The sequence below is a fragment of the Psychrobacter nivimaris genome (assembly GCF_904846365.1).
Classification (GTDB): Bacteria; Pseudomonadota; Gammaproteobacteria; order Pseudomonadales; family Moraxellaceae; genus Psychrobacter; species Psychrobacter nivimaris_B.
The window spans coordinates 1-25,144 of record NZ_CAJHAL010000038.1 but is presented as its reverse complement, the minus strand read 5'-3'; the positions used below and the strand labels follow the sequence as shown (position 1 = coordinate 25,144).

Here is a 25,144-nt window from a genome sequence, read left to right as displayed (position 1 = left end):
AAAAGTGGTCGATGCCAATCCGTAACTGGACGTCTGCTCTGAATCGTTTTATGATTATGTTTGATGACCGTATCAGCAAGCATTTAATCTAAACGGCAGTTACACAGAATTCGGGATGGTCTCAATTGTCTGAGCAAAAATTGAATAAAAATACTTAGACCTAGCTCCAAATAATTCTCATATTTTAGAAACTGGTGAAAAGTAGAATTATGATACAAAAAAATAGTGATACTCTATCTATTAATTAGAGTATCACTATTATTATTCTTATTTAGTGGCTACATTTAGCCGCCTATAGAGACGTTTAGTCTCTTTCTAGCACCACTCTATAGCGAGCATTACCACTCTCTAGTCGCTCAAACGCTTCATTAATCTCAGACATTTTATAAGTTTCAGTAACCGGCTGAATATTATGGCGAGCAGCAAAATCTAGCATTTTACGCAGCGTCGCTGGTGAACCAACTGGCGAGCCTGATAGACTGTTCTGAGCCATAATCATTGGCGCAGCCGATATCTCTAGTGGCGCTTCTAACAGTCCAACAAAATGTAGCTTACCCTTTGGTCTTAGCGCCTTGATCACGACATCCCAGTTCATATCAACGTTCACTGTTGAGATGATTAGATCGAAAGAACCTGCGGCTTTTTCAATTTCGCTATCATCTCTTGAGTTTAGTGAATGGTGAGCGCCCATCTCTTTTGCTTCTTCCATTTTTGATTCACTGGTAAATGCCGTCACTTCACAGCCCCATGCATTGGCAAACTGCAATGCCAAATGACCCAAACCACCAATACCAATCACAGCCACTCTAGAAGTTGGTTTGATGTCGTACTGCATAAGTGGGTTAAACACTGTGACACCGCCACATAACAGTGGTCCTACCGCGTTAAAATCAAGCCCTTCAGGTATCTTGATGACGCTAGTATCTTTTGCGCGCACCTTATCTGCAAAGCCGCCATGATTACCAATGATCGTACCTTCTTGCTCAGGGCATAAGTTGTGGTCTCCATCGATACATAGATCACAAACGTTACAGTATCCTTTATGCCAGCCAAGTCCGACTTTATCGCCCAACTCTAGATGCTTGACGTACTTGCCTTTATTGAGGACTTTACCTGCAACCTCATGCCCACCGACAAACGGATATTGAGTCATACCCCATTCGTTTTGCCACATCGATAAATCACTATGGCAAATGCCGCAGCTATGTACTTCGATTTCTACTTCGTGATCGCCTAAAGCACCTGGGTCATATTCATAAGGCTCAAACTTGCCACCTTTTTCTTTTGCTGCGTATGCATTAATCATAGTTATTCCTTATTTTTTAGTTTTTTAGTTTTTTAGTTTTTTAGTTTTTTAGTTTTTTAAAGATTAGTTTGTAGAGATTGGTTTATCGTTCTAGCAGCTACTCACCTATTAGTAAAATTAAAATAGTGCTATAAGATATAAACAATTTCTTCAATTAATTTGATTGGACAGACTATAGAAAAGACTAACCCAACTAATCCATTCAACTTACCAGTTTTAGACTAACGTCATACAAAGAGTCATACTTAATAGGCAGTAACTCATCAAAAATACTGCTTATCGTCAGAAATATTGCTTTGTTACTTATATTGCTTTGTTACTTGTACAGTGCACGCCTTCCTCGATAACCTGTCAGTTTTGGCGTCTTTATTACTTGCAGCAAGAGACAGATTATCATGAGTGACATTCCTAGCCAGCCGATAGGAGAGAATGTTTCACCGATTATAATGATAGCCAATATAGTGGCTACAATAGGTTCTAATAACGTAATAAGCGTCGCTTTGCTCGCCTCAATCACTCTCAACGCTTGACCAAAAAGTAAATAACCAAAGAACATCGGCGCAATTGCCAAATATAGGGCAACGCTTATATGTTTTGCATCCAAAAACAGGTTTTCCCCTGTTAATAATAATGATGGCAACAATAAGATCGCCGACAGACCAAACATGCTTGCCATCGCTGATTTCGAGTTTACCCCGTTCTCTATCATCTGACGTGCTGTCCATGAGTATGTGGCATAGGTCAATCCTGCAACTAACCCTAACAACACGCCTAGTATTCGATTATTTGCTTGTGCGTTTATATCCAAATATTGGGTTTTTCCCAAGGTTAGCAAAATGACGCCAACCACACCAAATATAAAACTTACCACCCATCGACTAGTGACTCTTTTATTGCTAATCAGACGCTCCATGATAAAAGTGAAAAATGGTGCACTGGCAATTGAGATCACTGTACCAATAGCGACACCAGCCAATCTCATAGAGGAATAAAAAGCCAAAGGATAGATAGCAACGCATAGGCTACCGATAAATAAGAGACTGGGTTTAGAAAGTAGTTTCTGTCTATCGCTTAGTAAATTATTCTTAGCATTCAATACTAGCAATACACCGCCTACCCCCATCGAAAACGCACCAACGGCTAATGGACTAACGTCAGGTATAAAAGCAGAGGCTGTACCTGTCGTTCCCCAAAGGACACTGGCAGCTATCACACATAAAATAGCACTTAGACTAGATTTATTCTGCAGCATAGCAGCTACCTCTAACGTTATAATGAATAACATTATTATAGAGAGTTATAGACTACTATTTGTGTAGATTAGACGGTTTGCATGTCTGGTTAGACGTGTTTTAATTTGGAAGGGGCAATACCGAAATATTTAGAAAAGCGGCGGCTAAAAGCGCTAACATCCGTATAACCAACCAGTTCGGCTATGATAGCGATAGGTGAATCAGTATGCAGTAACAAAGCTTGCGCCTTTTGCATTCTGATCTTTGTGATGTACTCAGTGACGGTCTGGTTTGTTTGCGATTTGAAGTTCTTTTTAAACTGTGTGGCACTGAGACAAGAGATATCCGCCAATACTTCAACAGAAAGGTTGTTAGAAAAATTGTGGTGAATATATGCGACGACTTCTCTAATTCGAGCGTCGTATTGCACAAATAGATTTTGTTGTTCTAGAAGCTTATAAAAGGTATCAAACATCAGTCTCTCAACTTCAGGATTGATTTGATACCTTAACTGACTTTCTGAAAACTCCAAAAATGCCAACAATGGCGAACTTATAGAAAAGACAATTTGTGATGAATGAAACACATTTTCTGGCAACAGATCTGTATCTACAACGATAAACTTTGCATTCTCTTCAGCGCTAAAGTAGTGCTTTTCATTTGTCTTAACCACAACACATTCGCTTGGGATAACTTTTCCAGTATAGCTCCCAACTTCGATATTTATTGCACCTCGCAAGGGCAAAACAATCTGATGAAAGTCATGAGAATGTCCTCTAGTCTGACGAGTGTATGACCTAATTGAGAGCATGTTAATCATACATCGTTTTCCAGATTGCTATTATTGTGTCGTGTCTTAGCTAACTATTTGGTTAGCTATTTGGCTCACTATTTGGCTCACTATTTGGCTCTCTATGAGAAGTGACTATTAGAAGTCACTAGGTTTACCATGTGGAGCTAGCCACTTAGCAAACCATCCAGATAAATCATCCATCAAGGTATAGACGACAGGAATAACAACCAAGCTCAATAGCGTAGAGGTTACCAGACCACCCAGTACCGCTGCTGCCATCGGTCGCCTAAAGGTAGGATCTGCATCACCCCAACCAAATACCAATGGCAGCATGCCTGCACCCATCGCGATGGTCGTCATGATAATAGGCCGTGCACGCTTACGACATGCATCTACGATAGCCTCAAAACGCGCCAGCCCTCGGCGCTGGGCAATCAACGCGTAATCGACCAACAGGATTGAGTTTTTAGTCGCAATACCCATAAGCATAATAAAGCCAATCATCGAAGGCATCGATAAGCTACTATTAGTAATAACCAAGCCGACAAACGCCCCACCGATCGACAGAGGTAGCGCCATCAGAATGGTAAAGGGCTGCAATAAACGTCCAAACAGTAAAATCAGTACGCCTAAAATACAAACCACACCGACGGACATCGCAATGATAAAGCCACTAAAGAGGTCGGCCATGTTTTCGGCTTGGCCTTGATCGATGATGGTAATCGAAGGCGGCAATTGTTGCATGGTCGGCACTGCTTTGACCGCTTGTACCAAATCGCCAAGCTCGCCACTCGCAGGCTGTACCGTGATACTAATAGCACGCTCTCGATCCAGTCTGCTAATCTGCGCAGGTCCAGTGCCAAAGTCTAGCGTAGCAACCTCACCGACGCGCACGCCTTGACCGGCAGGCATAGTACTCGGCACGTACAAACCTTCTAGTTGGCTAACATTTTGCTTAGCCACGTCAGGTAAACGTACGACGATTGGTACTTGGCGCGTATCAAGATTAAGCTTGGACAATTGCTGCTCGTAGTCGCCTACAGTCGCCACACGTAAAGTTGTAGCGATATCTTGCGTCGTGACCCCTTTATCCGCCATTGCTAACCTATCTGGCGTTACTGTTAGCTCTTGACGAGGCAAACTGCGATCACTGGTCACAGCGCCTGCACTTGGCAGCCCTCGAATCTCAGACATGATTTTTTGTGCAGTTTGTTCAAGCAGTTGCGGGTTGGTACTGGTTAATGAAAAGTTATAGCCACTTTCACCACCACTCGATAGCCCGACAGTAAACCGTGCTCCTGGCACTTCTGTCATCAGCTTACTAATTTTGCGCTCTATCTCTTGCTTGGTGCCTCGTTCTGCACGCGGGACAAGTACGATATCCAAGCCAGCGATGTTTTCAGCCTTACCGCCACCACCATCCGATGCACCCATCGACGCCTGCGCCTCTCCCACTGAGGTAAAGATGTTGGTCACCTCAGGCATGGCCAAAATACGAGCACTTGCTAGCGCTGCCACGCGCTCAGTATCCGCCAACGATACATCAGGTGTCAGCTCAATAGCCACTCGAGTTTGATCAATATCATTATCAGGGATAAATGACGTAGGTAGCAGCTTAACCAAAGCTAGCGATGCCACAAATAAAACAAGTGTTGCACCCATGGTTATCCAGCGATGATGTAGGGTCCAAGACACAATCTTAAGATAGTACTTCATCATCGCGCTTTGTTTTTCGACGTGCTTTTTCTCAGGTCGTAAGATATAAGCTGCCATCATAGGGGTAATCAGGCGCGCTACCATCAGCGAGGCAAAAATTGATAAGGCAGCCGTCCAACCAAACTGACGGAAAAACTGTCCAACGATACCGCCCATAAAGGCTGTTGGTAAAAACACCGCAATCAAAGTAAAAGTGGTGGCGACGACGGCGAGACCGATTTCATCAGCGGCTTCCATCGCCGCTTCATAAGGTGTTTTACCCATGCGTAGATGGCGTATGATGTTTTCGACTTCAACGATTGCATCATCGACCAACACCCCAATGACCAACGACAATGCCAGTAATGAGATGATATTAAGACTAAAGCCAAACAGATACATACCCAAAAAGGTTGGAATGACTGATAACGGCAAAGCGACCGCGGCAACGATAGTCGCTCGAATATTGCGCAAAAACAGGAAGACTACCACTACAGCCAACAGCCCACCTTCGATGAGCATTCTTAATGAGGCTTCATAATCTTCTGCAATGGGTGTGGCTCGGTCATAGACTTTTTCAATACTGATATTACTGACATCAGCTGTCAGTTTAGCAAGCTCTTCATCAACCAGTTCCATCACATCGACTTCACTGGCACCGCGCGATCGAGTGATGTTAAATGCTACCACTGTTTTACCATCTAGCTTAGCAATCGAGCTTGGATCTGCTGCGCCGTCAGTGATTTTTGCCATACGACCTAAAGCTTGTGTGCCTCCTGTAGGGACAGCCACTTGCAAATCGTTTAGCTCATTTGCTCGCTCAACAGCACCGAGAACACGGATGGTCTGAGTCGTATTGCCAACTTCTGCTTCCCCGCCAGAGCTATCCTGCTGGATACCAGCGATTTGCTGCGATAATTGCAAAATAGAAAACTTTAGACCACTTAACGCAATTGGGTCGGCAGCAACCGTGATTTCACGCTGCAACCCGCCAACACGGCTCACGGTACTAACGCCTGGTATATCAGATAGCCGCTTGGTAACGGTATCATCGACAAACCAAGATAGATCTTCCACGCTCATATTTTCAGCAGCGACAGAGTACGTAACCACTGGAAACCCTGCGGTAGATACTTTGGTAATGATAGGATCGTTGGCTGCAGCTGGTAGATCACCACGTACCTCGCCGACTGCTGACCGTACATCGTCTACCGCTTCTTGAATATCTTTTTCTAAGGTAAATTCGGTGGCAATGGTCGCCGCACCCGTCTGTAGCGTGGTGCGAATATGACTCACGCCTTCGATACTGGTCAGTTTATTTTCGATCTTTTTGGCGATATCGTTTTCGAGTTGTGAAGGCGCAGCACCTGGTAGCGTCACCGTGACTACCACTGCTGGCAAATCTATGTCTGGAAACTGCTGGACTTTCATTTTCATGAAACCGTAAATGCCGCCCAACGTCAGCAGTACAAACAGTAAGATAGCAACGAGCGGGTTTTTAATCGAATAAGCGGAGACGTTTAAGCTCATGGCTGTGCCTGCACTGGCTTACTGGTTTGGGTTACACCATCAACAACACGCACTAGGTCACCATCATTTAAGAAGCTACCGCCCTGTTTTACGATACGACTGTCATTTGGCAAAGGCTCTAACACTGCTACGCTCTCGCCCAATCGCTCACCCAATGTTACTCGCTGCTGCTTGATACGTCCCATCGATCGATCGTCTCGAGTAGTCGACTCAGTAACGAGCATCACATAATCATAACCATCATTGCTGACCACAGCGCTATTAGGAATCGTTTGCGTACTGGTACTTCCCAATAGGAATTCGCCTGTTTGATACATGCCTGCACGTACCTTTGAGTTGGCAGCTAGGCTGGCATAAATCGTAATTTGGCGGTTGTTGTCTGCGGTTGGTGCGATGCGGTTTACTTGCCCCATCACTGTATCACCACCCGGTAGACTGACTTGTACAGGCGTACCGACGTTTATATCACCGACAAGCTTAGGATCTATATCTGCTCGCCATTCCAAAATGCCGCCTTTGATAATCGTAAATAACGGATCCCCGCCTGCCACCTGCCCAACTTCTACCATTTTTTCACTAATAATACCGCTGACAGGAGCGACAACTTTTGCGTTCTCTAATGTCAAACGCTGATTGCTCAAACGGGCTTTGGATGCTTGCAAAGAAGCTCTGGCACGTACTTTCGAGGTACGGTAACGATCGGCTTCTTGTTTGCTGATGGCATCGATATCGATCAATGGCAGCACACGTGCAGCATCAGCGCTGGCATTGGCCAGGGTGGCTTCCGCTTCTGCGACATCTGCTTGCGCCTGTAGCACTTGCTGCTCCATAGCATCAGTATCGAACACGGCTAAGACTTGACCTGCTCTGACGCGGTCGCCTTCTTCGACCAAAATACGCTCGATAGCCACACCATTGACTTTTGCACTGACGTTCGCAGTATCCTTAGCATTGATGGTTCCATCGGCACTGAGCGTGCTGCCGATATCATCTTGGCTTGGACTGACTGTTTCTACTGAGAGTACTGATTGCTCAATACTGGCATCGCTACCAGTTGCCTGATCGTTTGCGACAGAATTAGAAGTTGCTGACTCATCTGTAGCTGCATTACTATCATTGCCCCAATACTTGCCAAGCAGCACCCCTATCACTAGCACGGCTGCCAACACGGGCCACAACCATATTGGTGGTTTTGCAGATGGTCTTTGAGATAAAGTGTCAGTTTGACGATATGGCGGCAACTCAGCTTCGGCTGCTGGCTTAGAATGGGTTTCTTCAAAATCGCTCATGATAACTCTCTGTAGGTACAGTCAATATTGAAATACTCGCTATAGAATGACTAAAAATATCAATCAGTCACAGCAATAATAAAAAGTGGCACGCAATCGAAGCAATGTTTGGATAGCCTGATGTAGGGCTATGAGCGTTACTTACAGAGAGTATTACGATGTTCTCTAAAGCACTGTTTATTATTATAATAGTTCATCAAATTATCGAGAATAGCATATATTTAGTCATCATCTTATTTTTATATATAGTGTCTAGCGTTCATAAATTTAATTGAAACTTAGATCGAATATCTGTGCAATATTAAAGGCATATCGACCTATTTAAAGCAATAAGAGCGCGTATAGTCAGTCGCTGAATATCTGTTGTATTCAACGACTGACTATGGATGGAGTATCGTCTATAAATAATGTTAACGTTGTGGCCATACTGTTTGATTATATCCAGAGCTAAGTTCAATGACGCACTGAACCTATTTACCGATACCGATACTAAACACTAAACACTGATTACTAGACACTGGGTATAAACACTAAGCATTGGTATAGCGACTTGCCTCAGGCATCCAGCGATGAATCAATTGACTAACATCTGCTTTTCGCGCAGGGTCTGCTATCAAATGCTTCGCTAATCGCTGAGCAATAGCAAATAATTGCTCATCACGAATTAGATCAGCCAGATAGTAGCCGACATTACCCGTTTGACGTTTGCCTAACAGCTCTCCTGGCCCACGTAGCTCTAAGTCCTTTTGAGCAATGACGAAGCCATCGGTACTATCGCGTAGGACGTTTAGTCGCTCAGTACCTGTCTCCGATAGTGGCTTTTGATATAACAGTACACAGAAGCTTTTGGTCGAGCCACGTCCGACTCGCCCGCGCAGCTGATGCAATTGTGATAGTCCCAAACGCTCCGCATTTTCGATAACCATCAATGACGCATTGGGTACATCGACCCCTACCTCGATGACAGTCGTCGCAATCAACAAGTCCAAATTACCTGCTTTGAACTCCTGCATAATGGCTTGCTTATCAGCAGACTTCATCTTGCCATGCACCAGTCCAATACGAATATCTAGACGTTCATTTAAGTCCTCATAAGTGGCTTCGGCTGCCTGCGCATCCAATACGCTAGATGCCTCTACCAGTGAACATACCCAATACGCTTGCCTGCCCGCTTCGCAATTAATCGCAATACGTTCTATGACTTCATCGCGTCGATTACGATCGATGGTTACCGTCGTAATTGGGGTACGCCCCGGTGGCAATTCATCAATGATTGAGGTATCCATATCGCCATAGACACTCATTGCTAAGGTTCTTGGAATCGGTGTCGCGGTCATGATTAGCTGGTGCGGGGTACTATTAGCGACGCCTTTATTAGTCAATGCCATGCGTTGCTCAACACCAAAACGATGTTGCTCATCAATAATCACTAAACCTAACTTAGCGAACTGAACTTGCTCCTGAAACAATGCATGAGTACCGACCACCACTTGCACAGTATTTTCTGCGACTGCTTCCAACGCTTCGCGGCGCTGTTTGGCCGTTTGCTTACCGGCAAGCCAACCGACACCAATACCTAATGGCTCAAACCATTGCTTAAAATTCAGTAGATGCTGCTCTGCCAAAATCTCAGTCGGTGCCATTACCGCGACCTGCCAGCCACTATCGAGCGCATAGCCTGCCGCCCCTGCTGCAACCAATGTCTTGCCAGCACCCACATCACCCTGTACCAGTCGTAGCATCGGAATTGAGGTCGCCATATCTGCAGTGATGTCTTTCATCACTCTTTTTTGCGCACCCGTTAGATCAAAAGGCAATGCAGCAAACAGCTTGTCAGCAAGAGGACTGTTGATAGTGCATTTGGGCGCTTTATGCTGATGTAGCTGCTGGCGACGATATAGCAAACTGAGTTGATGCGCAGTCAACTCTTCAATAATCAAGCGCTGGCAGGCAGCATGCGTACGGGCACTGAGTTGAGTGAATAGTTTGTATTGCTGAGACGCGCTGGTATAAGTAGGCGGCGTATGCAGCAGTACCAATGCTTCAAATATCGTTAAATTATAGACATTGTGCTGAGCAATACTGGCAGCGACGTTATGTATGTCATTATCTGCCTGATAGGTAGAAGGATTGGGTTTATATACTCTATTGCCAATCGCATTGCTAGTCACATTGTCAGGCACGCTGCGTGCTAACGTCGAAAAAATATCTTCGGTATATTCGGCCTCTGACATCGCTGATTTAGATGGCTCAAAAGGCACTAATGGCAAATCGGATACAACTGCAAAATCTTCAGCCGTAAACAATGTCATCGGCAAACCTTGGCTCCGAACCGTTTGCAATGCCATCTTAATTAAAGTGCGCAGCTTGTTTTGATGTAAGCCTTTGACAGTAGGGTAAATAGGCTGCAATCCCGTATCAGTCATGACTGTATTGTCAGTGATAACTTGATATTCAGGATGATGTATCTGCTTACCGTAACGGCTGACTCTGACCTCACCAAACAGCTGCAAGCGCGTTCCCAAATTCATGGTCTGTACCAGACCACGATAGACCTTAAAAAACCGCAACGATATCGTACCCGTATCATCGTCCACCGTCACAGTCATCCCACTGCGCTTGGTATCGACATGGACGATATGACCAGTAATTAGCGCTGACTGTCCATGCTCTACATCGGCGATTGATACCAGTCGACTACGATCCTCATAATCACGAGGCAAATGTAATAGCAAATCGAATATCCGCTTGATATTCAATTGCGCTAACTGCTCTGCGACTTTTACCCCTACACCTGCTAGCGCAGACACTGGCATATCTAGTGCTGACAGCGGCATATCAGATCTAAAGTGATCTAATGAGTTGGCTGAGGCATGACTCTCCGATATTGGCATTAAAGATCCTAACAATATTATTTTTAATTTTTGTATGTTAAATCGAGCATTTTTAATAGACCGCATATAATGGCTTATGCCATAAAATAGCGATAACGATAGTACGTATAAAAACATCGACTCATTTCATTATAGCTGACAATACAATTGCTTATGCTAGGCTATTTAGTAAAATAGCATCTATACAGTCCATCTACTATAGATAAACCGCTTCTCCTCATCATACCAATAACTGATGTCTGATTTTTTGAATGATGGCAATTTCATAAGGTGTTTTTCTATGCTTGTTTCTATTTTGCCTCATCAGTTTCGTCACAACCTAATTCGTCATAATCTAAAACTACTGAGGTTGGGCTTAATAACCGTTCTCGGTTTGTATATTAATGCCTGTAGCACGTTGCCATCGACTACTCCTGCCACACCAGAGCCTGTTATTAAGGCACCTACTGTCGCACTGGTTTTGGGTGGCGGCGGTGCGAAAGGGTTTGCTCATGTGGGCGTCATTAAAGCGCTAGAAGAAAACGGTATCAAACCAACATTGGTGGTCGGGACGAGTGTGGGTAGCTTGATTGGTAGCTTATACGCCAGTGGTTACACGCCGGCACAGCTTGAGCAATTGGCATTGACCACTACTGATAGCCAGCTCACAGACTTTACCTTGTCCAATCAAGGTTTTATCGAAGGTATTAAGTTAAAAAACTTTATCAATAGCAAAGTGAATGCGCGAGCCATAGAGGATTTCCCTATTGCTTTTGCGGCAATCGCAGCAGAAAAACACACTCTGAAGAAAGCGATCTTTACCACTGGCGATGCTGGGCTTGCCGTACAAGCGTCCTGTAGCGTGCCCAATATTTTTATTGCCCCGCGCATTCCTGAAAAGGTCGGTAAAAAATATGTCGATGGCGGTGTGGTCAGCTTAGTACCAGTAGATAGCGCCTATGACTTGGGTGCGGATATTGTCATTGCTGTAGACGTGACGGGAGCTCAAGGCAGTGATAATACTAATAATCAAATACCGACTATGAACTCATTGAGTGACTTTTGGGGATTTCTCGAAACCAATATTCTAGCTACCAACCTGACTGCTAAGCGCTCCGCATCAAGTCAGAGTGAGCGGAATCGAGCGGATATTGTTATTACTCCTAATATCGGTCGTAACAGTTCAATAGATACTAGGCAGCGACGCAGTCTAATACAAGCAGGCGCTCAAGCTACAACGCCACAAATCAATGCTATCAAACAACTTATCCAAGAGAAATCTAGTAGCCAATATACCACGCTGTAATTGAGTACTTTTACTTACTTATCAGCAAAATTATCAAACGTCCTAACACACCATAAAAAAGCACCGCAGCTATAAACTGTGGTGCTTTTTTATTGATAGCTTTCAGCACTAAATGGATAGTTTTCAGTGCTAACTACATCAATGCTGGCTAAATTCTAATCCAAAAACTCAGGACTATTTAACGCGTGCGCGATATTTTACAGCGACGGTATCATTTAGGCCTACGCCTTCTAGGTCCCAACGTACCGCTTTATAGTATTTAAGCGCGACATCTTGTAGTTGATTATCTACTTTGGTACGTAATGGCATACGAGCAAAGTTATTGCCATCTACACTGCCATATGGGAATTCAGGAGCAACCGTTTTTAGTAGTTCTACCTGCTCTGGAATGCTCATCGTAACAGTCATTTTACGGACGCGATCTGCATTGGTATTGGTAAAGTACCCTTGATACTCCAATACATTACCTGACTGCAAACGAGTATTGGTATCTACAGGGACAAGCACTTCTTGACCATTGGCATCAACACTAACCAATGACGCTGTAATTCTGCTGTTGACGGCTTGAGCACTTGAGTTGTTGCTCTTGTTAGCATTTGTCTGAATAGCCATTGAGCTATCAACCGCTTGCTCTGGTGTTGGCAGCATTGCTGAGGCTTGTGTAACGACCATCGCACCGATGAGCGTACCGGCAACAACGTGAAATAAGCGGTGGCCGCTCCAAGCACTGAACGGGCTAGCAAACTGGTTACTTTTTTTCATGATTTTCATTATCCCTGGTTGATATATCGGTAAAACACAGATGGTGCAACTTAAGTTATTTTTATAATTTGTTCAACAGATAAAAAGCATTGCGATGTATATAAGATATCGCTGTGAAATAGTTCATGCAATCTATGAAACACACGAACTCATTTATCTAACCTGATTATCTTCGCTCAGCATCTGTAAAGCAATAGCGCTTAGCATAACAAAAAGCATTTGTACGTACATTAACCCAGTGTTGAGGTTGTGTATATCAGCGATTGGCAATCAGAATGCTTGAATACAGCTGAAATAAAAGATAGCTCATAACCGCGTTTTTTGCTATGGTAAATCTTTAGCGTTAGGCATTTTTTTGCTGCGCCCCTTTTCTTATTCTAACGACTACTGCTCCCATTATGACTACTAGCTCCATGCCCCAGATCAACCCTGAATACGTCCATTGGTTCCGTAACTCTGCACCCTACATTAATACCCATCGCGGCAAAACTTTCGTGATCATGTTTGGTGGTGAAGCGGTCAACCATGCGAACTTCAGCACACTTATTCATGATTTTGCCTTGTTGCATAGCTTGGGTATCAAGCTGGTACTGGTACACGGGGCACGACCGCAAATCGAAAAGAACTTAAAAGACGCTAACATTGAATCGCCGCTACATCAAGACATCCGTATTACGCCACGTGTAGCGATGCCATCTATCTTACAAGCCGTTGGCGCTATTCGTTTACAGATTGAAGCTCAGCTATCAATGGGACTGGCCAACTCTCCGATGTATGGTTCACGTATCGATGCGATATCGGGTAATTTTGTGACAGCGCGTCCATACGGTATCCGTGAAGGTATTGATTACCAAATGACGGGTGAAGTGCGTTCTATCGATGTGGAAGCCATCAAAAATAACCTGCTTCACGACCATATCGTTGTACTAGGCTCGATGGGCTACTCTGCGACTGGCGAAGTATTTAACTTATTGGCGGAAGATGTTGCCCTAAGCGCTGCCGTAGCACTGGGTGCTGACAAGCTTATATTCTTAGGTGAAGAAGCGGGTATCAACGACGATGATCGTTTATTACGTGAAATGATTCCAAACGAAGTTGATCGCTTCTTACGTGACCGTGATTTAAATTGCGAAATCAATTATTTCTTGAACTGTGCAAGTTTGGCCTGTCGTCAAGGTGTGCATCGCACGCATATTATCTCGTATGCCAAAAACGGCGCGCTACTAGAAGAGCTATTCACGCGTGATGGTTCTGGTACGTTGATTAGCCACGACCCTTATGAAGAAATTCGCCGTGCCAATATAGATGACGTGGTTGGTCTGATTGAGCTGCTGTCACCTCTAGAAGAGCAAGGCATCTTGGTCAGTCGTTCACGCGAGCGCTTAGAACAAGAGATTGATAACTATAGTGTGATTGAACGTGATGGTATGATTTTGGGCTGTGCAGCATTGCATACGCTAGATTCAGAGTCAGCGGAAGTTGCCTGTGTTGCCGTACGTCCTGAGTATCGTAGTGGTAGCCGCGGTGCAGATTTGTTAGCGTTTCTAGAGCAGCAAGCGCGCAGTCATGGTTTGTATAAGCTTTTTGTTTTGACTACTCGTACCGCGCATTGGTTCGTTGAGCAAGGCTTCGCTGAAGTTGAAGCCAGCGCTTTACCTGAAGCACGTTTAGAGAAATACCATAATGGCCGTAACTCTAAAGTCTTTCAAAAGAATCTATAATTTATCGCCAACTTGATATTTGCTTTGTAAGCTCGATATCAATCTGAGGTAAAATATTAGTCGTAAAAAAAGCCTTCATAATTATATGAAGGCTTTTTTAGGTTAAGTACCTAAACAATATTTGCTTTAGATACTTATTTGGTGGTGTTCTAAAAAGTATGCTGGCGATAAAAGTCAATACGAAATCTATGCTAAGTTCTCTGATTCTATAGGGCTTTCAAGGCTTCAAAAATTGTTCAAATTTTAATCAGCATACTTTTTGACACACCATCACTTATTTTACTTTTAATAGCTCAACAGTAAAGATAAGGGTGCTGTTTGGCTCGATACCAGCGTTACCCGCTTCGCCATACGCGATGTCTGATGGGATATAGAACTCGTATTTTCCGCCTTCTTTCATCAACTGTAGACCTTCAGTCCAGCCAGCGATTACTTGGTTTAGTGGGAACTCGATTGGCTCACCGCGCTCATAAGAGCTGTCAAATACCGTGCCATCAAGCAATTTACCTTCGTAGTTTACTTCAACCACGTCAGTTGCTTTTGGTGATTTACCAGTACCTGCTTTGATAACTTTATACTGTAAACCAGACTCTGTTTGCTTCACGCCTTCTTTTTTAGCGTTTTCTGCTAAGAACGCAGTACCAGCGGCTTTATTTTCTGTCGCTTTGGTTTCCATGTCTTTAACAAACTGCTCTTCTTGCTCTTTTTGATAGTCCATCAATACTTGTTGCATCTGCTCTTGGGTCAATGCTGATTCATTGCCTTCGTAGCCATCACGGAAGCCTTTTTCAAAAGTATTTAGGTCTAGATCTTTGACAGCGTCTTTATTGCCTTCTGCCATCATGAAACCTAAGCTATAACCTACTTTTTCACTAGCTGAGCTTTGTTCAGTAATGGAAACGCTTTGAGCGGCTGTTTCTTGATTGCCATTGTTGGTGCTACAGCCTGTTACTAACAACATAGCGCTAGCAAGTGCACTAACGCCTAAAGTAGTGATTTTTTTCATAAAGTACTCTCTAATTGTAAGAATAGTGGCGAGATGTCACATTCCTCTATAATAACAAATCTTAGTTTTGGGAACCACGCTTTGCACGAAATTATCGGGCCAATGTATAGTCTATGTTAATATTTTTTATCATAATAACAAGTTATCACACAAATATAGTAACAGGTAAAGCTTTCTGTCTTTAAATCCATCAATACATCAGCTAAGCTGATTTAGTTAAGGAGATAAGTAACCGAGCGTTAATTTTTATCAAAAATAAGCAGATAACGATAGCGAAGTCACTGTAATATAAATAAGAGATACTGCTGATAATAATTTATGCTCAAAAACGATAATATCTCTATATAACTGATTCTAAAAATACTATTTATGACAACCATCTGTATGTCTTGCTCACTAATCGCTGTATGAACATTGTTTTTGGCGAGTTATATAAGATGCTTCAAGGAGGATAAGATGAACCCAATGTACACATCTTTTAACGGCTATCTTGGTGGACCTATCGGCTCCATCATTGGTGCTATTTTGATATTCGTTATTGGTTGGCTAGTAGCCCTTGGTATCGCAGCACTGGTACGCGGCGTACTCTCTAAAGTTAATCTCAATCAGCGTATGAACTCTTCAACTGGTAAGACCTACGACCTTGAAGGTATCATCTCCAAAATTGTTTTCTGGTTTATTTTCATCATTGCTATCTCAGGCGCACTTAGCCAATTAAACTTAAACTCTATCTCAGCACCATTCGCAAATATGGTTAATCAAGTGTTGGCATTTATCCCTAATCTTATCGGCGCTATCGCACTTGGTGTGATCGGTTGGGTCGTGGCTACTGTTGCACGCACAGCGATCAACGCTGCACTCGCAAAAACCTCTATGGATGAGCGTTTAAGTGCACAAGCTGGTGTAAAACCAATGAGCAGTACGATTGCTGATATGGTTTACTGGTTCATCTTATTGGTTGTGTTGACCATGGTACTTGGTCAATTAGAGCTTGATGGCTTGTTCGCTCCATTAACTAACATGGTCGACAAAATCTTTAGCTTCATCCCTAATATCTTGATTGCTGGTGTGGTCTTCGTCGTTGGTTATATCATTGCCAAAGTCGTACGCGGCATCGTAACCAACCTTGTTTCTACTTTTAATGTACAAGAATTGGCGTCAAAAGCAGGTTTAAGTGAGCAAAACAGCTTACCTAATATTGCAGGTTCATTAGCATTTTTAGTGGTTATTATTCCAACCATTATTGCTGCTCTAAATGCACTAAAAATCGAAGTGATTGCTCGCCCTGCGACCAATATGCTTAACAAAATTATGGAAGCATTGCCAAACATCTTTATGGCAGTCGCTATCCTAGTAGTAACTTACTATGTTGTACGTATGGTTGCCAACATCATCAAAGGTCTGATTGAGAACACTCAAATCAATCAATTACCTGCGAAAGTTGGTCTACAAGAGGCTATGGGTGATAAGAGAGTCTCTGACCTAGTTGGTTATGCGATTATCTTCTTTGCTATGCTATTCGCTGCTATTGCAGCTGCTGATTTGTTAGGTTTCGAGCCTATCTCAGCTATTATCACGATGTTTATCGCATTCGGTGCAAACATCATCCTAGGCGCAATTATCCTATTTATCGGATTCTGGCTTGCCAATATTATTGCAGGTGTGGTTGAACGTTCTGAGCAAGGTTCACAATTCCTAGCAAACATCGTACGTGTATTGATCATGGGCCTAGTATTAGCAATGGGTCTAAAAGCGATGGGTATTGCTGATTCAATCGTTAACCTAGCATTTGGTCTAACACTAGGTGCAGTAGCCGTTGCCTTTGCTCTATCATTTGGTCTTGGTGGTCAAGAAGCTGCAGCTCGCTTCCTACGTAAAATGCAGGATAAGATGGATCATGAGCGTACTGAAGCGAAAGCAAAATCTGCGCTACAGCCAAGTTCATCAACTCAAGAAAAAGTTGCTGATTCAGTTCATGAAAACACACCATCTGCTGCTAGCACCCCTACCACTGATTTACGTACCGATGTAGTTGATACACCACGTGTTGATACTAATGACATTTACAACAGCGATGACGTACTTCCTGGTAGCGGTCTCAATGACGATATCAATAAATAAGTATTTTTTGATTGTTTAGTTTAGATACGAAAAAGACAGCCGAGGCTGTCTTTTTTATGTCAGTAAGTAATTAATAAATCTGTGGTTCTTCTTATTAATAAACGGGTAGAAAGCTAACTACGTCTATCTACTGCTTATCTTTGCGCGCTGGAATCGTTAAGCTCATCTGTACTTGAGGTAGCTTCTCTTTTTGCGCCTTCGCAGGTTTACCACCTTCCATGCTATTAGCAAGTGGTGTATTTTTCTTATCTAATTCTTGTTGTTTTAGTTTCTGCATTTGCTTAGTAAGTTGGCGCTCCCTTTGAGTCATCGCATCAACTGGCTGAATCCACAAATCAATATCGAAAAAATTCTCATTATTCTCAGTGATAAAGTCGATACCAAGCACGACTACATGATGAAGCTCAATAATTGGCAAACGTGTGGCAACGTCCTGTGCGATCTTTGCTAGCTTTGGTTGGACAGCGGCTTTACTATTAGGCCCTTTAGACTCGTGACCATAAAACACCAGTACATAATGTCGTCCCAAACTTTCATAAGAATGTTGATGTACCACATAGCCATCTTTTTGCAGCGCTGCGCTTTGTTTAGGGTGTCTATATAGCGTACGGATAAGCTCGTGACGTGAAAACAAAGACTCATCTAGGAGTTGTTGTTGCCAGTGAGCGAGCGGTATTCCTGTTTGGTCGTCATTATTAGCTGCGTGCTTTTTACCATACGTATCTATCATCTGCATACTTAGCTGAGACCATATCGTGGCTGCTTGTATCATATGCTGATGGTACATTTGAGCAGTTGAACTTTGGTTTTTGTAGGCAAGTGTGATGGCGACCAGTGCTGAGTTAGGTTCGTCTTGTACTTTGTTTTTGATGAGCGCATTGTCTACTACAATAGCAGGAGCAAACAGGTCTGGACTTTGCAAAAAACGCTCAACCAAAGCGTCTTCTGACTCGAAACTTGGAATATGATTTACGGCCGACTGCTGCAGCTGTTCTAAATGATAAGCTAAGAAACGCCATAATTCACATGGGGTGCGTACTGCTGCTATCGAGTACCAGTCATCCCAGCTAAAGACTTGCAGCTGCTGCATGCTTTCGCTCATGTCGACAACTAAGTCTTCTAAAAAGTAACGAACCCCAAAATTATGTTTAAGCCGTTGTAGAGCACTGTTTGAATGGTTCGCACTGTCACCGTTATCATCTTGATTAAAACTGCTACTTCCTCCAACAAGCTGAATGTCAAAAATCATAGCTTCATAACCAGCTAAGGCATTTTCTTCATTTTGAGACGATAATGACTTGTACCACGTAAGTGCTGACTTTACCGCAGTCATACGTACAGCCTCAATATCAACTGACTCTGTATCATAGGGTAAATACAGTGTCAGCTCCAACAACTGTAGCTTGCCAAGTGGCAACTGATATTGATAGTGACGAGCGATATACTGAGCATTGTATTCATGCTCAATCGTATGCATGCCTGCTAAAGTCACTGCCATAGCGTCTGCTTGTAAATAACTGACTAGCTCGGTCGTCAGGTAGCCCCAGTCGGGCATAGTAGTAATCGAATGGGACACAAGTTCCAACCTTCTATTATTTTATGGTGAATATCGCACATGTCAGCTCGTAATAATAACAACATGATTGTCACGTATTACAAATATCTGAATGATGCAAAATTATGCTACATAAGCACTATCAGAGACAGTCGCTTTCAAAGCGATCACTTGTTATGATGATAACAAAGCAGTATTGCTTGCGTGCAAGTTTATGGATGACAAACTGTACTTAGTTGTATTTATCGAAACCGTAGTCATTGAAATTTTAATCATCGAATTTTTAATGACTATTATATAATAATAAGGATTAAACATTATGAAGCGTTTTAAAGAAAAGACCGTCGTTGTAACGGGTGCAGGTTCTGGTATCGGCCGTGCAACTGCCATTCGTTTTGCCGAAGAAGGCGCTAGCGTGGTTTTAGTAGGACGTACAGCGGAAACACTAGAAGAAACTGCAAAAGAGTTGCCGCAAGATCGTACTTGGATTCACACCGATAATTATCTCATTATTACATGCGATATCAGTGTTCAAAGCCAAGTACAAGAAATGGTTGAGCGCGCTATCGACAAATTCGGCAAGATTGATATCTTGATAAACAATGCAGGTAAAGCCACTCAAGGTAAAATCACAGAACTATCTGCTGATGATTGGCGCTCTGCTATCGATGTGAATCTAAATGGGACTTTTTACGTCTCGCAAGCTGCTATGCCTCACCTGATTACATCAAAGGGTAATATCGTCAATATTTCATCGCTCTCGGGTGTGGGTGGTGACTGGAATATGGCTGCCTATAATGCTGCTAAAGCGGGTGTAACCAATCTAACCCGTACGTTGGCGTTAGATCATGGTTCAGATGGTGTTCGTGTGAACGCAGTAAACCCAAGCGTCACCAAGACCGATATGACCACGGCTATTCAAGATAATGAGTCTAAGACAGATAAATTCTTAGCTCGCTGCCCGCTTGGACGTTTGGCAGCTCCAGAGGATATCGCCGCCGCCATTACCTTCCTAGCGAGCGATGACGCCTCTATGATTACTGGTGTAAACCTACCTGTCGATGGCGGTGTTAGTGCCTCTAACGGACAGCCACAGTTCTAAATTGTTAAGCTGATAGGTATCTAAATATTATTCAAAAAAAGCCCCTGATACCATCATATCAGGGGCTTTTCCAATAACAATCATTAGAACTTAGTTGTAGACAGCTTTGAGTTTTCGTACCTGTCATACAACCAATGATTTCAACTTAACTAATTGAACTAATATTTATACTATCTAGCTTATTCAGCTGTATTATTTATGTCTTGTAGTGGCTTCGACAAACGCTCAAGGTGTCTTGGTAGCACCCCTTTATACTGAGAATATATTTTTGGTAAATCTGCTTCGATATCACCTGTAGGATAAACCAGCGACATAAACCGTATTTCTTTAGTATTGTAGTCCATCGCTACTGGCAAAATCGGTACACCAGCACCCACCGCTAAATAATAAAAGCCTGTCTTCCACGACTCAGTATATTGCCGTGTTCCCTCTGGTGATAATCCTAAAAATAATGGTTCACCAGTTTTGAACTTATCAATACTGGCTTGCAGCACAGAGCCTTTGTTGCCACGATCGATAGGAATAACCCCTATCCAATTTAATAACTGTGCAAACACAGGCACTTTAAATAGCGTGTGCTTGCCCATAATGCTGATTTTAATGTCTAATGCAAAAAGACTTGGAATCGCATAAATACCATCCACATTAGAAGTATGTGGCAGCGCAAGCACTACAGCTTGTGAGATATTTGGAATCTCGCCTACCGTACGCCAACCTGACGCCTTTAACAGTGCGGATGCAATAACAGGCGCAAACTTGTTGCCACGCTTTGGAACCTTGTCTCCCAAATGCTTTTTGCTAAGTTTTGGGAGCACTTTGGAGCGCGCAGGTTTAGAAGCAACAGACTTAGAACGGTTAAAAATCTTCGGTATCATGACAGCACAATGTAATGAAAGGTACTGACATAATACCATTAAGCCTTTGTGGCTAGGCTAAATTTAGCGTGCTTTTATTATGTGATAGATCGTTCAGCCATAAATATAAGTAATGATCTATTTCGATATTTTGCACACATATTTCTTTAAATTCACTGCTGCCTCTTAAGAAATATCGGCCAAATCACCTTTGCTCTCAAGCCACGACTTGCGATCAGAGGCACGCTTCTTAGCCAGTAGCATATCCATCACGCTATTGGTCAGTACCATGTCATCCATATCTAACTGTACTAAGCGGCGTGTATCACGGCTCATCGTCGTCTCACGTAATTGCTCAGCACTCATTTCACCAAGCCCTTTAAAGCGTGTAATCTGGGCTTTTTTATTACCCGGTACGTTAGCCAAGATATGTGCAAGCTCTGGCTCATCCAATGCATAGTGAACTTCTTTACCCACATCAACTCGGTACAATGGCGGCATGGCCACAAATAAATGACCCGCATCCACTAGTGAAGGGAAATGCTTCACAAACAGTGCGCAGATCAATGTCGCAATGTGCAGTCCATCAGAGTCAGCATCCGCTAAGATACATATCTTGTCGTAACGTAGCTCGGACAAATCATCAGAGGCAGGATCAACACCGATAGCAATGGCAATATCATGAATCTCTTGGCTTGATAGCACCGTATCTGATGATACTTCCCACGTATTTAAGATTTTGCCACGCAGAGGTAGGATTGCCTGATAATGACGATCTCTTGCTTGCTTAGCACTACCACCCGCAGAGTCACCCTCTACTAAGAACAACTCAGCGCCATCACGCAAATCACCACGGCAGTCTGCCAATTTACCAGGCAATGCTGGGCCCTGCGTAATCTTCTTACGAGCGACTTTTTTGGCAGATTTTAGACGACGTCCAGCTTTATTAATTGCCAATTCAGCGATTTGCGTGCCCATTTCCGCATGCTGGTTTAACCATAGGCTAAAGGCATCTTTTGCCAATGTCTGTACAGCGCCCGCAGCTTCTCGACTAGATAAGCGCTCTTTGGTCTGTCCAGAAAACTGTGGCTCAGAGAACTTAAGAGACAGAATATAGTTCACCCCGTCCCAGACATCTTCTGCAGTTAGCTTCACACTACGTGGTAGCAAATTATGAATATCGCAGAATTCACGCAGAGCTTCTAAAATGCCCGTGCGTAGTCCGTTGACGTGCGTACCGCCCTGAGCTGTCGGAATCAAGTTCACATAGCTTTCTTGAATCGGCGTACCACCATCAGGCAACCAAGACAAGGCAAAAGTAATAGCCGCTCGTTCGCCCGCTTTCGCATCGTAATTATAATAAAACGGCGCTTCAGGCAATGTTTCCAAACCATCTAGTTGTTCGCTTAGATACTCGACTACCCCATCCGTAAACTGCCAAACGACCTTTTCATCATTGATATCGTCAGTGAATTCAATCGTCAGTCCAGCGGCCAAAACAGCCTTTGCTTTTAAATTATGCTTGAGCTGTTTTACATTAAATTTGGGCGTATCGAAGAAACTACCATCAGCCCAAAAGTGCACTCTTGTGCCACGTTTGCGTTTGTTTGAGCTGACTGCTTCCGTCAATGGCGTAACTGGTGCACCATTTTCAAATGCCATATCAAACTGTGTGCTATCACGCCATACCGTAACCTCAACGCGGGTTGATAGCGCATTAACAACGGAAATACCCACACCGTGCAGACCACCTGACACTTCGTAATTAGAGGTCGAAAACTTTCCACCTGCATGCAAGCGGGTCAAAATCAGCTCAATACCAGATTGACCAAACTCAGGGTGAATATCAGTTGGCATACCGCGCCCGTCATCTTCGACAGACAACGATCCATCACTATGCAATTGCACCTTGATGGTTTTAGCATAACCAGCTAACGCTTCATCAACTGAGTTATCAATGACCTCTTGCGCCAAATGGTTCGGGCGCGTGGTATCGGTATACATACCTGGACGACGACGGACTGGCTCAAGACCTTCTAAAACTTCTAACGATTGCGCATTATATTGACTCACAAATGCATCCTTAACTGTTCGCGTGCGTTTAATTCTATTAAACCATTATAACGAAAAATAGCGACGTTAACGTTAATACTCCATCGCTTACGTCATATAATGTCGTCTATTTAAGGCTGTACTAAACTCTGTAAGATATTCATCACCATGGGCAACTGCTCATCAAAGTCACTGAACCGATGATCGCCACCCTCTTGCACCGTTACCGATGCGCCCTTACCTTGATAAAAAGCTTTAGACAATTCAGAATTTAACAGCTCGTCGCCCTCTTTTAGCAGTACAGCAACTTTATCAGGATAATTTACTGATAACAGCTGATTATCTGAAAACCACTGTAAATCTGCAGGCATAATACTCCAGCCACCCGCTGTCGTATGCAGGACTTTGCTAGTAGATGACTCATTTAAGTTATCTTGATTTGATACTGATTGATTAGAGAAACGCTGTAAAGTGATATGGGGCTGAGTACTAGGATTAAGCAGTAAAACTGGGCAACCTATCTGATTGCTTATCAAAGTAGAAAAATACCCACCTAGCGAGCTTCCGATTAATACCGTATTTGATAACTCAGTCTGCTTATCTGCTGATTTTCTATCTTCACTATTATTTAGTGATTTGACTAAAGACAGTAACTGCTCACACACTTGTGCAGGGGTCTTATTTAAATCAGGACGCAGCACATTAGTATCAGTATGATGAAGCTGGCAATATTTTTCTAACAACATCCCTTTGGTCGAGTTGGCATCACTGTCCAATCCATGGATATAAATCAAGTTCACGTATCATCTCACTTATTAATTTTGTTATGATTATCTTATAAAGGCTATCAAAGCTAAGCATAGCACCCGCTAGACGGAAATAATAACAATAAAATGGCACACTATTAGTCAGTATTTGCGACATAATAATGTTGTACAGTGATTTTATACAGGTCAAAGGAATGACGGTAGTCATTATGGAGGAGTCATGAATCAACAGTTTGAGCTGTTCGAGATTGCCAACCCATGTATTGGTCTTTGTCAAAGCAATAAGAAAGGTTATTGCTTTGGTTGCCTGCGTAGTCGAACGGAGCGCCAGTTATGGCATGAGATGACGACAGAGCAGCAACGCGAGGTGCTACGGCTTATTGCAGGTCGTAAGCTGCGTATCGAGCAGATGCGGCAGCGTAAGGATGAGCAGTTAGGATTTGATTTTGAAGAGATACCTGAGATAGGTGAATTATTTTAAGAAGTAATTAATCAGGCCAGACATGCCAACAGTATCCTCAAAATGCGTTAAATTTCGCTAAAATATATGCCCAATAACCTAATAGTAGAATCAGTAGTCCCCACGGTATGGCGAAACACCAATAATATAAATCGCTAGTAGCAAATACGTAAAAATAAACAGCCATTGCAACACTGATTACAAGTGAAGCTGCATATCCAATCAACAAGGCAAAGAGAACATTATTCTCAACTTTGGTTAAGCTTGGGCTATTTTCTGCACATATATAGAAAAGAAACCCGAAGGCGAAAGCCCCGCCAATAGTAATATACAAAAATGATATTAGAACTAGTAACCAAATTGACACGCATACTTCCTTATTAGTCTAATGACGGCTTTGTCTTTAATACAGTGTTTTTTACAAGTTAGAAGCGCTTTCAATAAAAAATAGCATACCTTCAAGTTTTTCTATAATCAATACTGCAATACGCTTGCTAGAATAAATTAGACTGAAATCAGTAGATCCGTCACCAAACCGCACACAAAGAAAAGCCCCCTTTGGGTTAGCAAAGGGGGCTTTATCTAGGTATAGAGAGCTGACGATGACCTACTCTCACATGGGCGAACCACACTACCATTGGCGCTACGATGTTTCACTTCTGAGTTCGGGAAGGGATCAGGTGGGGCCATCGCGCTATTGTCGTCAGCAAAGGGGGTTAG

Annotated in this window: 17 protein-coding genes and 1 rRNA gene; 5 read left to right on the top strand and 13 right to left on the bottom strand. The window is 43.1% G+C overall.

Features of this window, described 5'->3' with window-relative positions:
• Positions 1–304: 304 nt before the first annotated feature.
• The 6 genes from ahr to recG form a co-directional block, all read right to left on the bottom strand.
• Positions 305–1,306 carry an NADPH-dependent aldehyde reductase Ahr gene (ahr, locus tag JMX63_RS12905; protein ID WP_227673335.1) on the bottom strand — a complete coding sequence of 334 codons (1,002 nt, stop codon included), beginning with the start codon at positions 1,304–1,306 and terminating at the stop codon, positions 305–307.
• A gap of 316 nt (positions 1,307–1,622) precedes the next feature.
• Positions 1,623–2,558, bottom strand: coding sequence for a DMT family transporter (locus JMX63_RS12900; protein WP_160023435.1), 936 nt, complete (start codon positions 2,556–2,558; stop codon positions 1,623–1,625).
• An 89-nt stretch (positions 2,559–2,647) separates the two neighbouring features.
• Positions 2,648–3,358, bottom strand: coding sequence for an AraC family transcriptional regulator (locus JMX63_RS12895; RefSeq protein WP_201572792.1), 711 nt, complete (start codon positions 3,356–3,358; stop codon positions 2,648–2,650).
• A gap of 108 nt (positions 3,359–3,466) precedes the next feature.
• Positions 3,467–6,556, bottom strand: coding sequence for an efflux RND transporter permease subunit (locus tag JMX63_RS12890; RefSeq protein ID WP_201572790.1), 3,090 nt, complete (start codon positions 6,554–6,556; stop codon positions 3,467–3,469).
• The gene (locus JMX63_RS12885) at positions 6,553–7,845 is read right to left on the bottom strand and encodes an efflux RND transporter periplasmic adaptor subunit (protein WP_201572788.1); all 1,293 of its coding nucleotides are present in this window, start codon (positions 7,843–7,845) and stop codon (positions 6,553–6,555) included. The genes JMX63_RS12890 and JMX63_RS12885 overlap by 4 nt, the downstream gene beginning before the upstream one ends.
• Before the next feature lie 530 nt (positions 7,846–8,375).
• Positions 8,376–10,739, bottom strand: a complete 2,364-nt coding sequence (recG, locus tag JMX63_RS12880) for an ATP-dependent DNA helicase RecG (protein ID WP_201572786.1) — start codon at positions 10,737–10,739, stop codon at positions 8,376–8,378.
• A 280-nt stretch (positions 10,740–11,019) separates the two neighbouring features.
• On the opposite strand from recG, the gene JMX63_RS12875 reads away from it, so the two are divergent.
• The gene (locus JMX63_RS12875) at positions 11,020–12,024 is read left to right on the top strand and encodes a patatin-like phospholipase family protein (RefSeq protein ID WP_201572784.1); all 1,005 of its coding nucleotides are present in this window, start codon (positions 11,020–11,022) and stop codon (positions 12,022–12,024) included.
• Between the two features lie 174 nt (positions 12,025–12,198).
• On the opposite strand, the gene JMX63_RS12870 is transcribed toward JMX63_RS12875, so the two are convergent.
• Positions 12,199–12,786 (bottom strand): hypothetical protein, encoded by a 588-nt coding sequence (locus JMX63_RS12870; RefSeq protein WP_101205996.1) that lies wholly within the window; start codon positions 12,784–12,786, stop codon positions 12,199–12,201.
• Positions 12,787–13,184: 398 nt separating this feature from the next.
• On the opposite strand from JMX63_RS12870, the gene argA reads away from it, so the two are divergent.
• Positions 13,185–14,507: an amino-acid N-acetyltransferase gene (argA, locus tag JMX63_RS12865; RefSeq protein ID WP_114701915.1), complete on the top strand. Its 1,323-nt coding sequence runs from the start codon at positions 13,185–13,187 to the stop codon at positions 14,505–14,507.
• Positions 14,508–14,781: 274 nt separating this feature from the next.
• Here the strand turns inward: argA and JMX63_RS12860 are convergent, their stop codons facing one another.
• On the bottom strand, positions 14,782–15,513 hold the full coding sequence (locus JMX63_RS12860) for an FKBP-type peptidyl-prolyl cis-trans isomerase (protein WP_057762133.1): 732 nt from the start codon (positions 15,511–15,513) through the stop codon (positions 14,782–14,784).
• Between the two features lie 456 nt (positions 15,514–15,969).
• Between JMX63_RS12860 and JMX63_RS12855 the strand changes: the two genes are divergently transcribed.
• Positions 15,970–17,634, top strand: a complete 1,665-nt coding sequence (locus JMX63_RS12855; protein ID WP_201572782.1) for a mechanosensitive ion channel — start codon at positions 15,970–15,972, stop codon at positions 17,632–17,634.
• Positions 17,635–17,761: 127 nt separating this feature from the next.
• Here the strand turns inward: JMX63_RS12855 and JMX63_RS12850 are convergent, their stop codons facing one another.
• Positions 17,762–19,210: a hypothetical protein gene (locus JMX63_RS12850; protein WP_201572779.1), complete on the bottom strand. Its 1,449-nt coding sequence runs from the start codon at positions 19,208–19,210 to the stop codon at positions 17,762–17,764.
• Positions 19,211–19,508: 298 nt separating this feature from the next.
• Between JMX63_RS12850 and JMX63_RS12845 the strand changes: the two genes are divergently transcribed.
• Complete coding sequence (locus JMX63_RS12845; RefSeq protein ID WP_134292540.1) at positions 19,509–20,291, top strand: SDR family NAD(P)-dependent oxidoreductase; 783 nt, start codon at positions 19,509–19,511, stop codon at positions 20,289–20,291.
• Between the two features lie 179 nt (positions 20,292–20,470).
• Here the strand turns inward: JMX63_RS12845 and JMX63_RS12840 are convergent, their stop codons facing one another.
• From JMX63_RS12840 to JMX63_RS12830, 3 genes are all read right to left on the bottom strand, one after another.
• The gene (locus tag JMX63_RS12840; protein ID WP_227543684.1) at positions 20,471–21,166 is read right to left on the bottom strand and encodes a lysophospholipid acyltransferase family protein; all 696 of its coding nucleotides are present in this window, start codon (positions 21,164–21,166) and stop codon (positions 20,471–20,473) included.
• A 165-nt stretch (positions 21,167–21,331) separates the two neighbouring features.
• Positions 21,332–23,218, bottom strand: a complete 1,887-nt coding sequence (gene parE / locus JMX63_RS12835; protein WP_201572777.1) for a DNA topoisomerase IV subunit B — start codon at positions 23,216–23,218, stop codon at positions 21,332–21,334.
• Between the two features lie 110 nt (positions 23,219–23,328).
• The gene (locus tag JMX63_RS12830; RefSeq protein ID WP_201572775.1) at positions 23,329–23,997 is read right to left on the bottom strand and encodes a YqiA/YcfP family alpha/beta fold hydrolase; all 669 of its coding nucleotides are present in this window, start codon (positions 23,995–23,997) and stop codon (positions 23,329–23,331) included.
• 187 nt (positions 23,998–24,184) lie between these two features.
• Between JMX63_RS12830 and JMX63_RS12825 the strand changes: the two genes are divergently transcribed.
• Positions 24,185–24,445 carry a DUF1289 domain-containing protein gene (locus tag JMX63_RS12825; RefSeq protein WP_201572773.1) on the top strand — a complete coding sequence of 87 codons (261 nt, stop codon included), beginning with the start codon at positions 24,185–24,187 and terminating at the stop codon, positions 24,443–24,445.
• A 573-nt stretch (positions 24,446–25,018) separates the two neighbouring features.
• On the opposite strand, the gene rrf is transcribed toward JMX63_RS12825, so the two are convergent.
• Positions 25,019–25,132: ribosomal RNA gene (rrf, locus tag JMX63_RS12820) — 5S ribosomal RNA — on the bottom strand.
• Positions 25,133–25,144 lie beyond the last annotated feature (12 nt).

Bases quoted from the DNA above. Each gene is read 5' to 3' on its own strand.
- JMX63_RS12875 (WP_201572784.1), top strand. From the start codon at position 11,020: ATGCTTGTTTCTATTTTGCCTCATCAGTTTCGTCACAACCTAATTCGT.
- JMX63_RS12890 (WP_201572790.1), bottom strand. From the start codon at position 6,556: ATGAGCTTAAACGTCTCCGCTTATTCGATTAAAAACCCGCTCGTTGCT.
- recG (WP_201572786.1), bottom strand. From the start codon at position 10,739: ATGCCAATATCGGAGAGTCATGCCTCAGCCAACTCATTAGATCACTTT.
- ahr (WP_227673335.1), bottom strand. From the start codon at position 1,306: ATGATTAATGCATACGCAGCAAAAGAAAAAGGTGGCAAGTTTGAGCCT.
- JMX63_RS12870 (WP_101205996.1), bottom strand. From the start codon at position 12,786: ATGAAAAAAAGTAACCAGTTTGCTAGCCCGTTCAGTGCTTGGAGCGGC.
- JMX63_RS12900 (WP_160023435.1), bottom strand. From the start codon at position 2,558: ATGCTGCAGAATAAATCTAGTCTAAGTGCTATTTTATGTGTGATAGCT.
- JMX63_RS12840 (WP_227543684.1), bottom strand. From the start codon at position 21,166: ATGATACCGAAGATTTTTAACCGTTCTAAGTCTGTTGCTTCTAAACCT.
- JMX63_RS12885 (WP_201572788.1), bottom strand. From the start codon at position 7,845: ATGAGCGATTTTGAAGAAACCCATTCTAAGCCAGCAGCCGAAGCTGAG.
- JMX63_RS12845 (WP_134292540.1), top strand. From the start codon at position 19,509: ATGAAGCGTTTTAAAGAAAAGACCGTCGTTGTAACGGGTGCAGGTTCT.
- JMX63_RS12860 (WP_057762133.1), bottom strand. From the start codon at position 15,513: ATGAAAAAAATCACTACTTTAGGCGTTAGTGCACTTGCTAGCGCTATG.
- JMX63_RS12825 (WP_201572773.1), top strand. From the start codon at position 24,185: ATGAATCAACAGTTTGAGCTGTTCGAGATTGCCAACCCATGTATTGGT.
- JMX63_RS12895 (WP_201572792.1), bottom strand. From the start codon at position 3,358: ATGATTAACATGCTCTCAATTAGGTCATACACTCGTCAGACTAGAGGA.
- argA (WP_114701915.1), top strand. From the start codon at position 13,185: ATGACTACTAGCTCCATGCCCCAGATCAACCCTGAATACGTCCATTGG.
- JMX63_RS12855 (WP_201572782.1), top strand. From the start codon at position 15,970: ATGAACCCAATGTACACATCTTTTAACGGCTATCTTGGTGGACCTATC.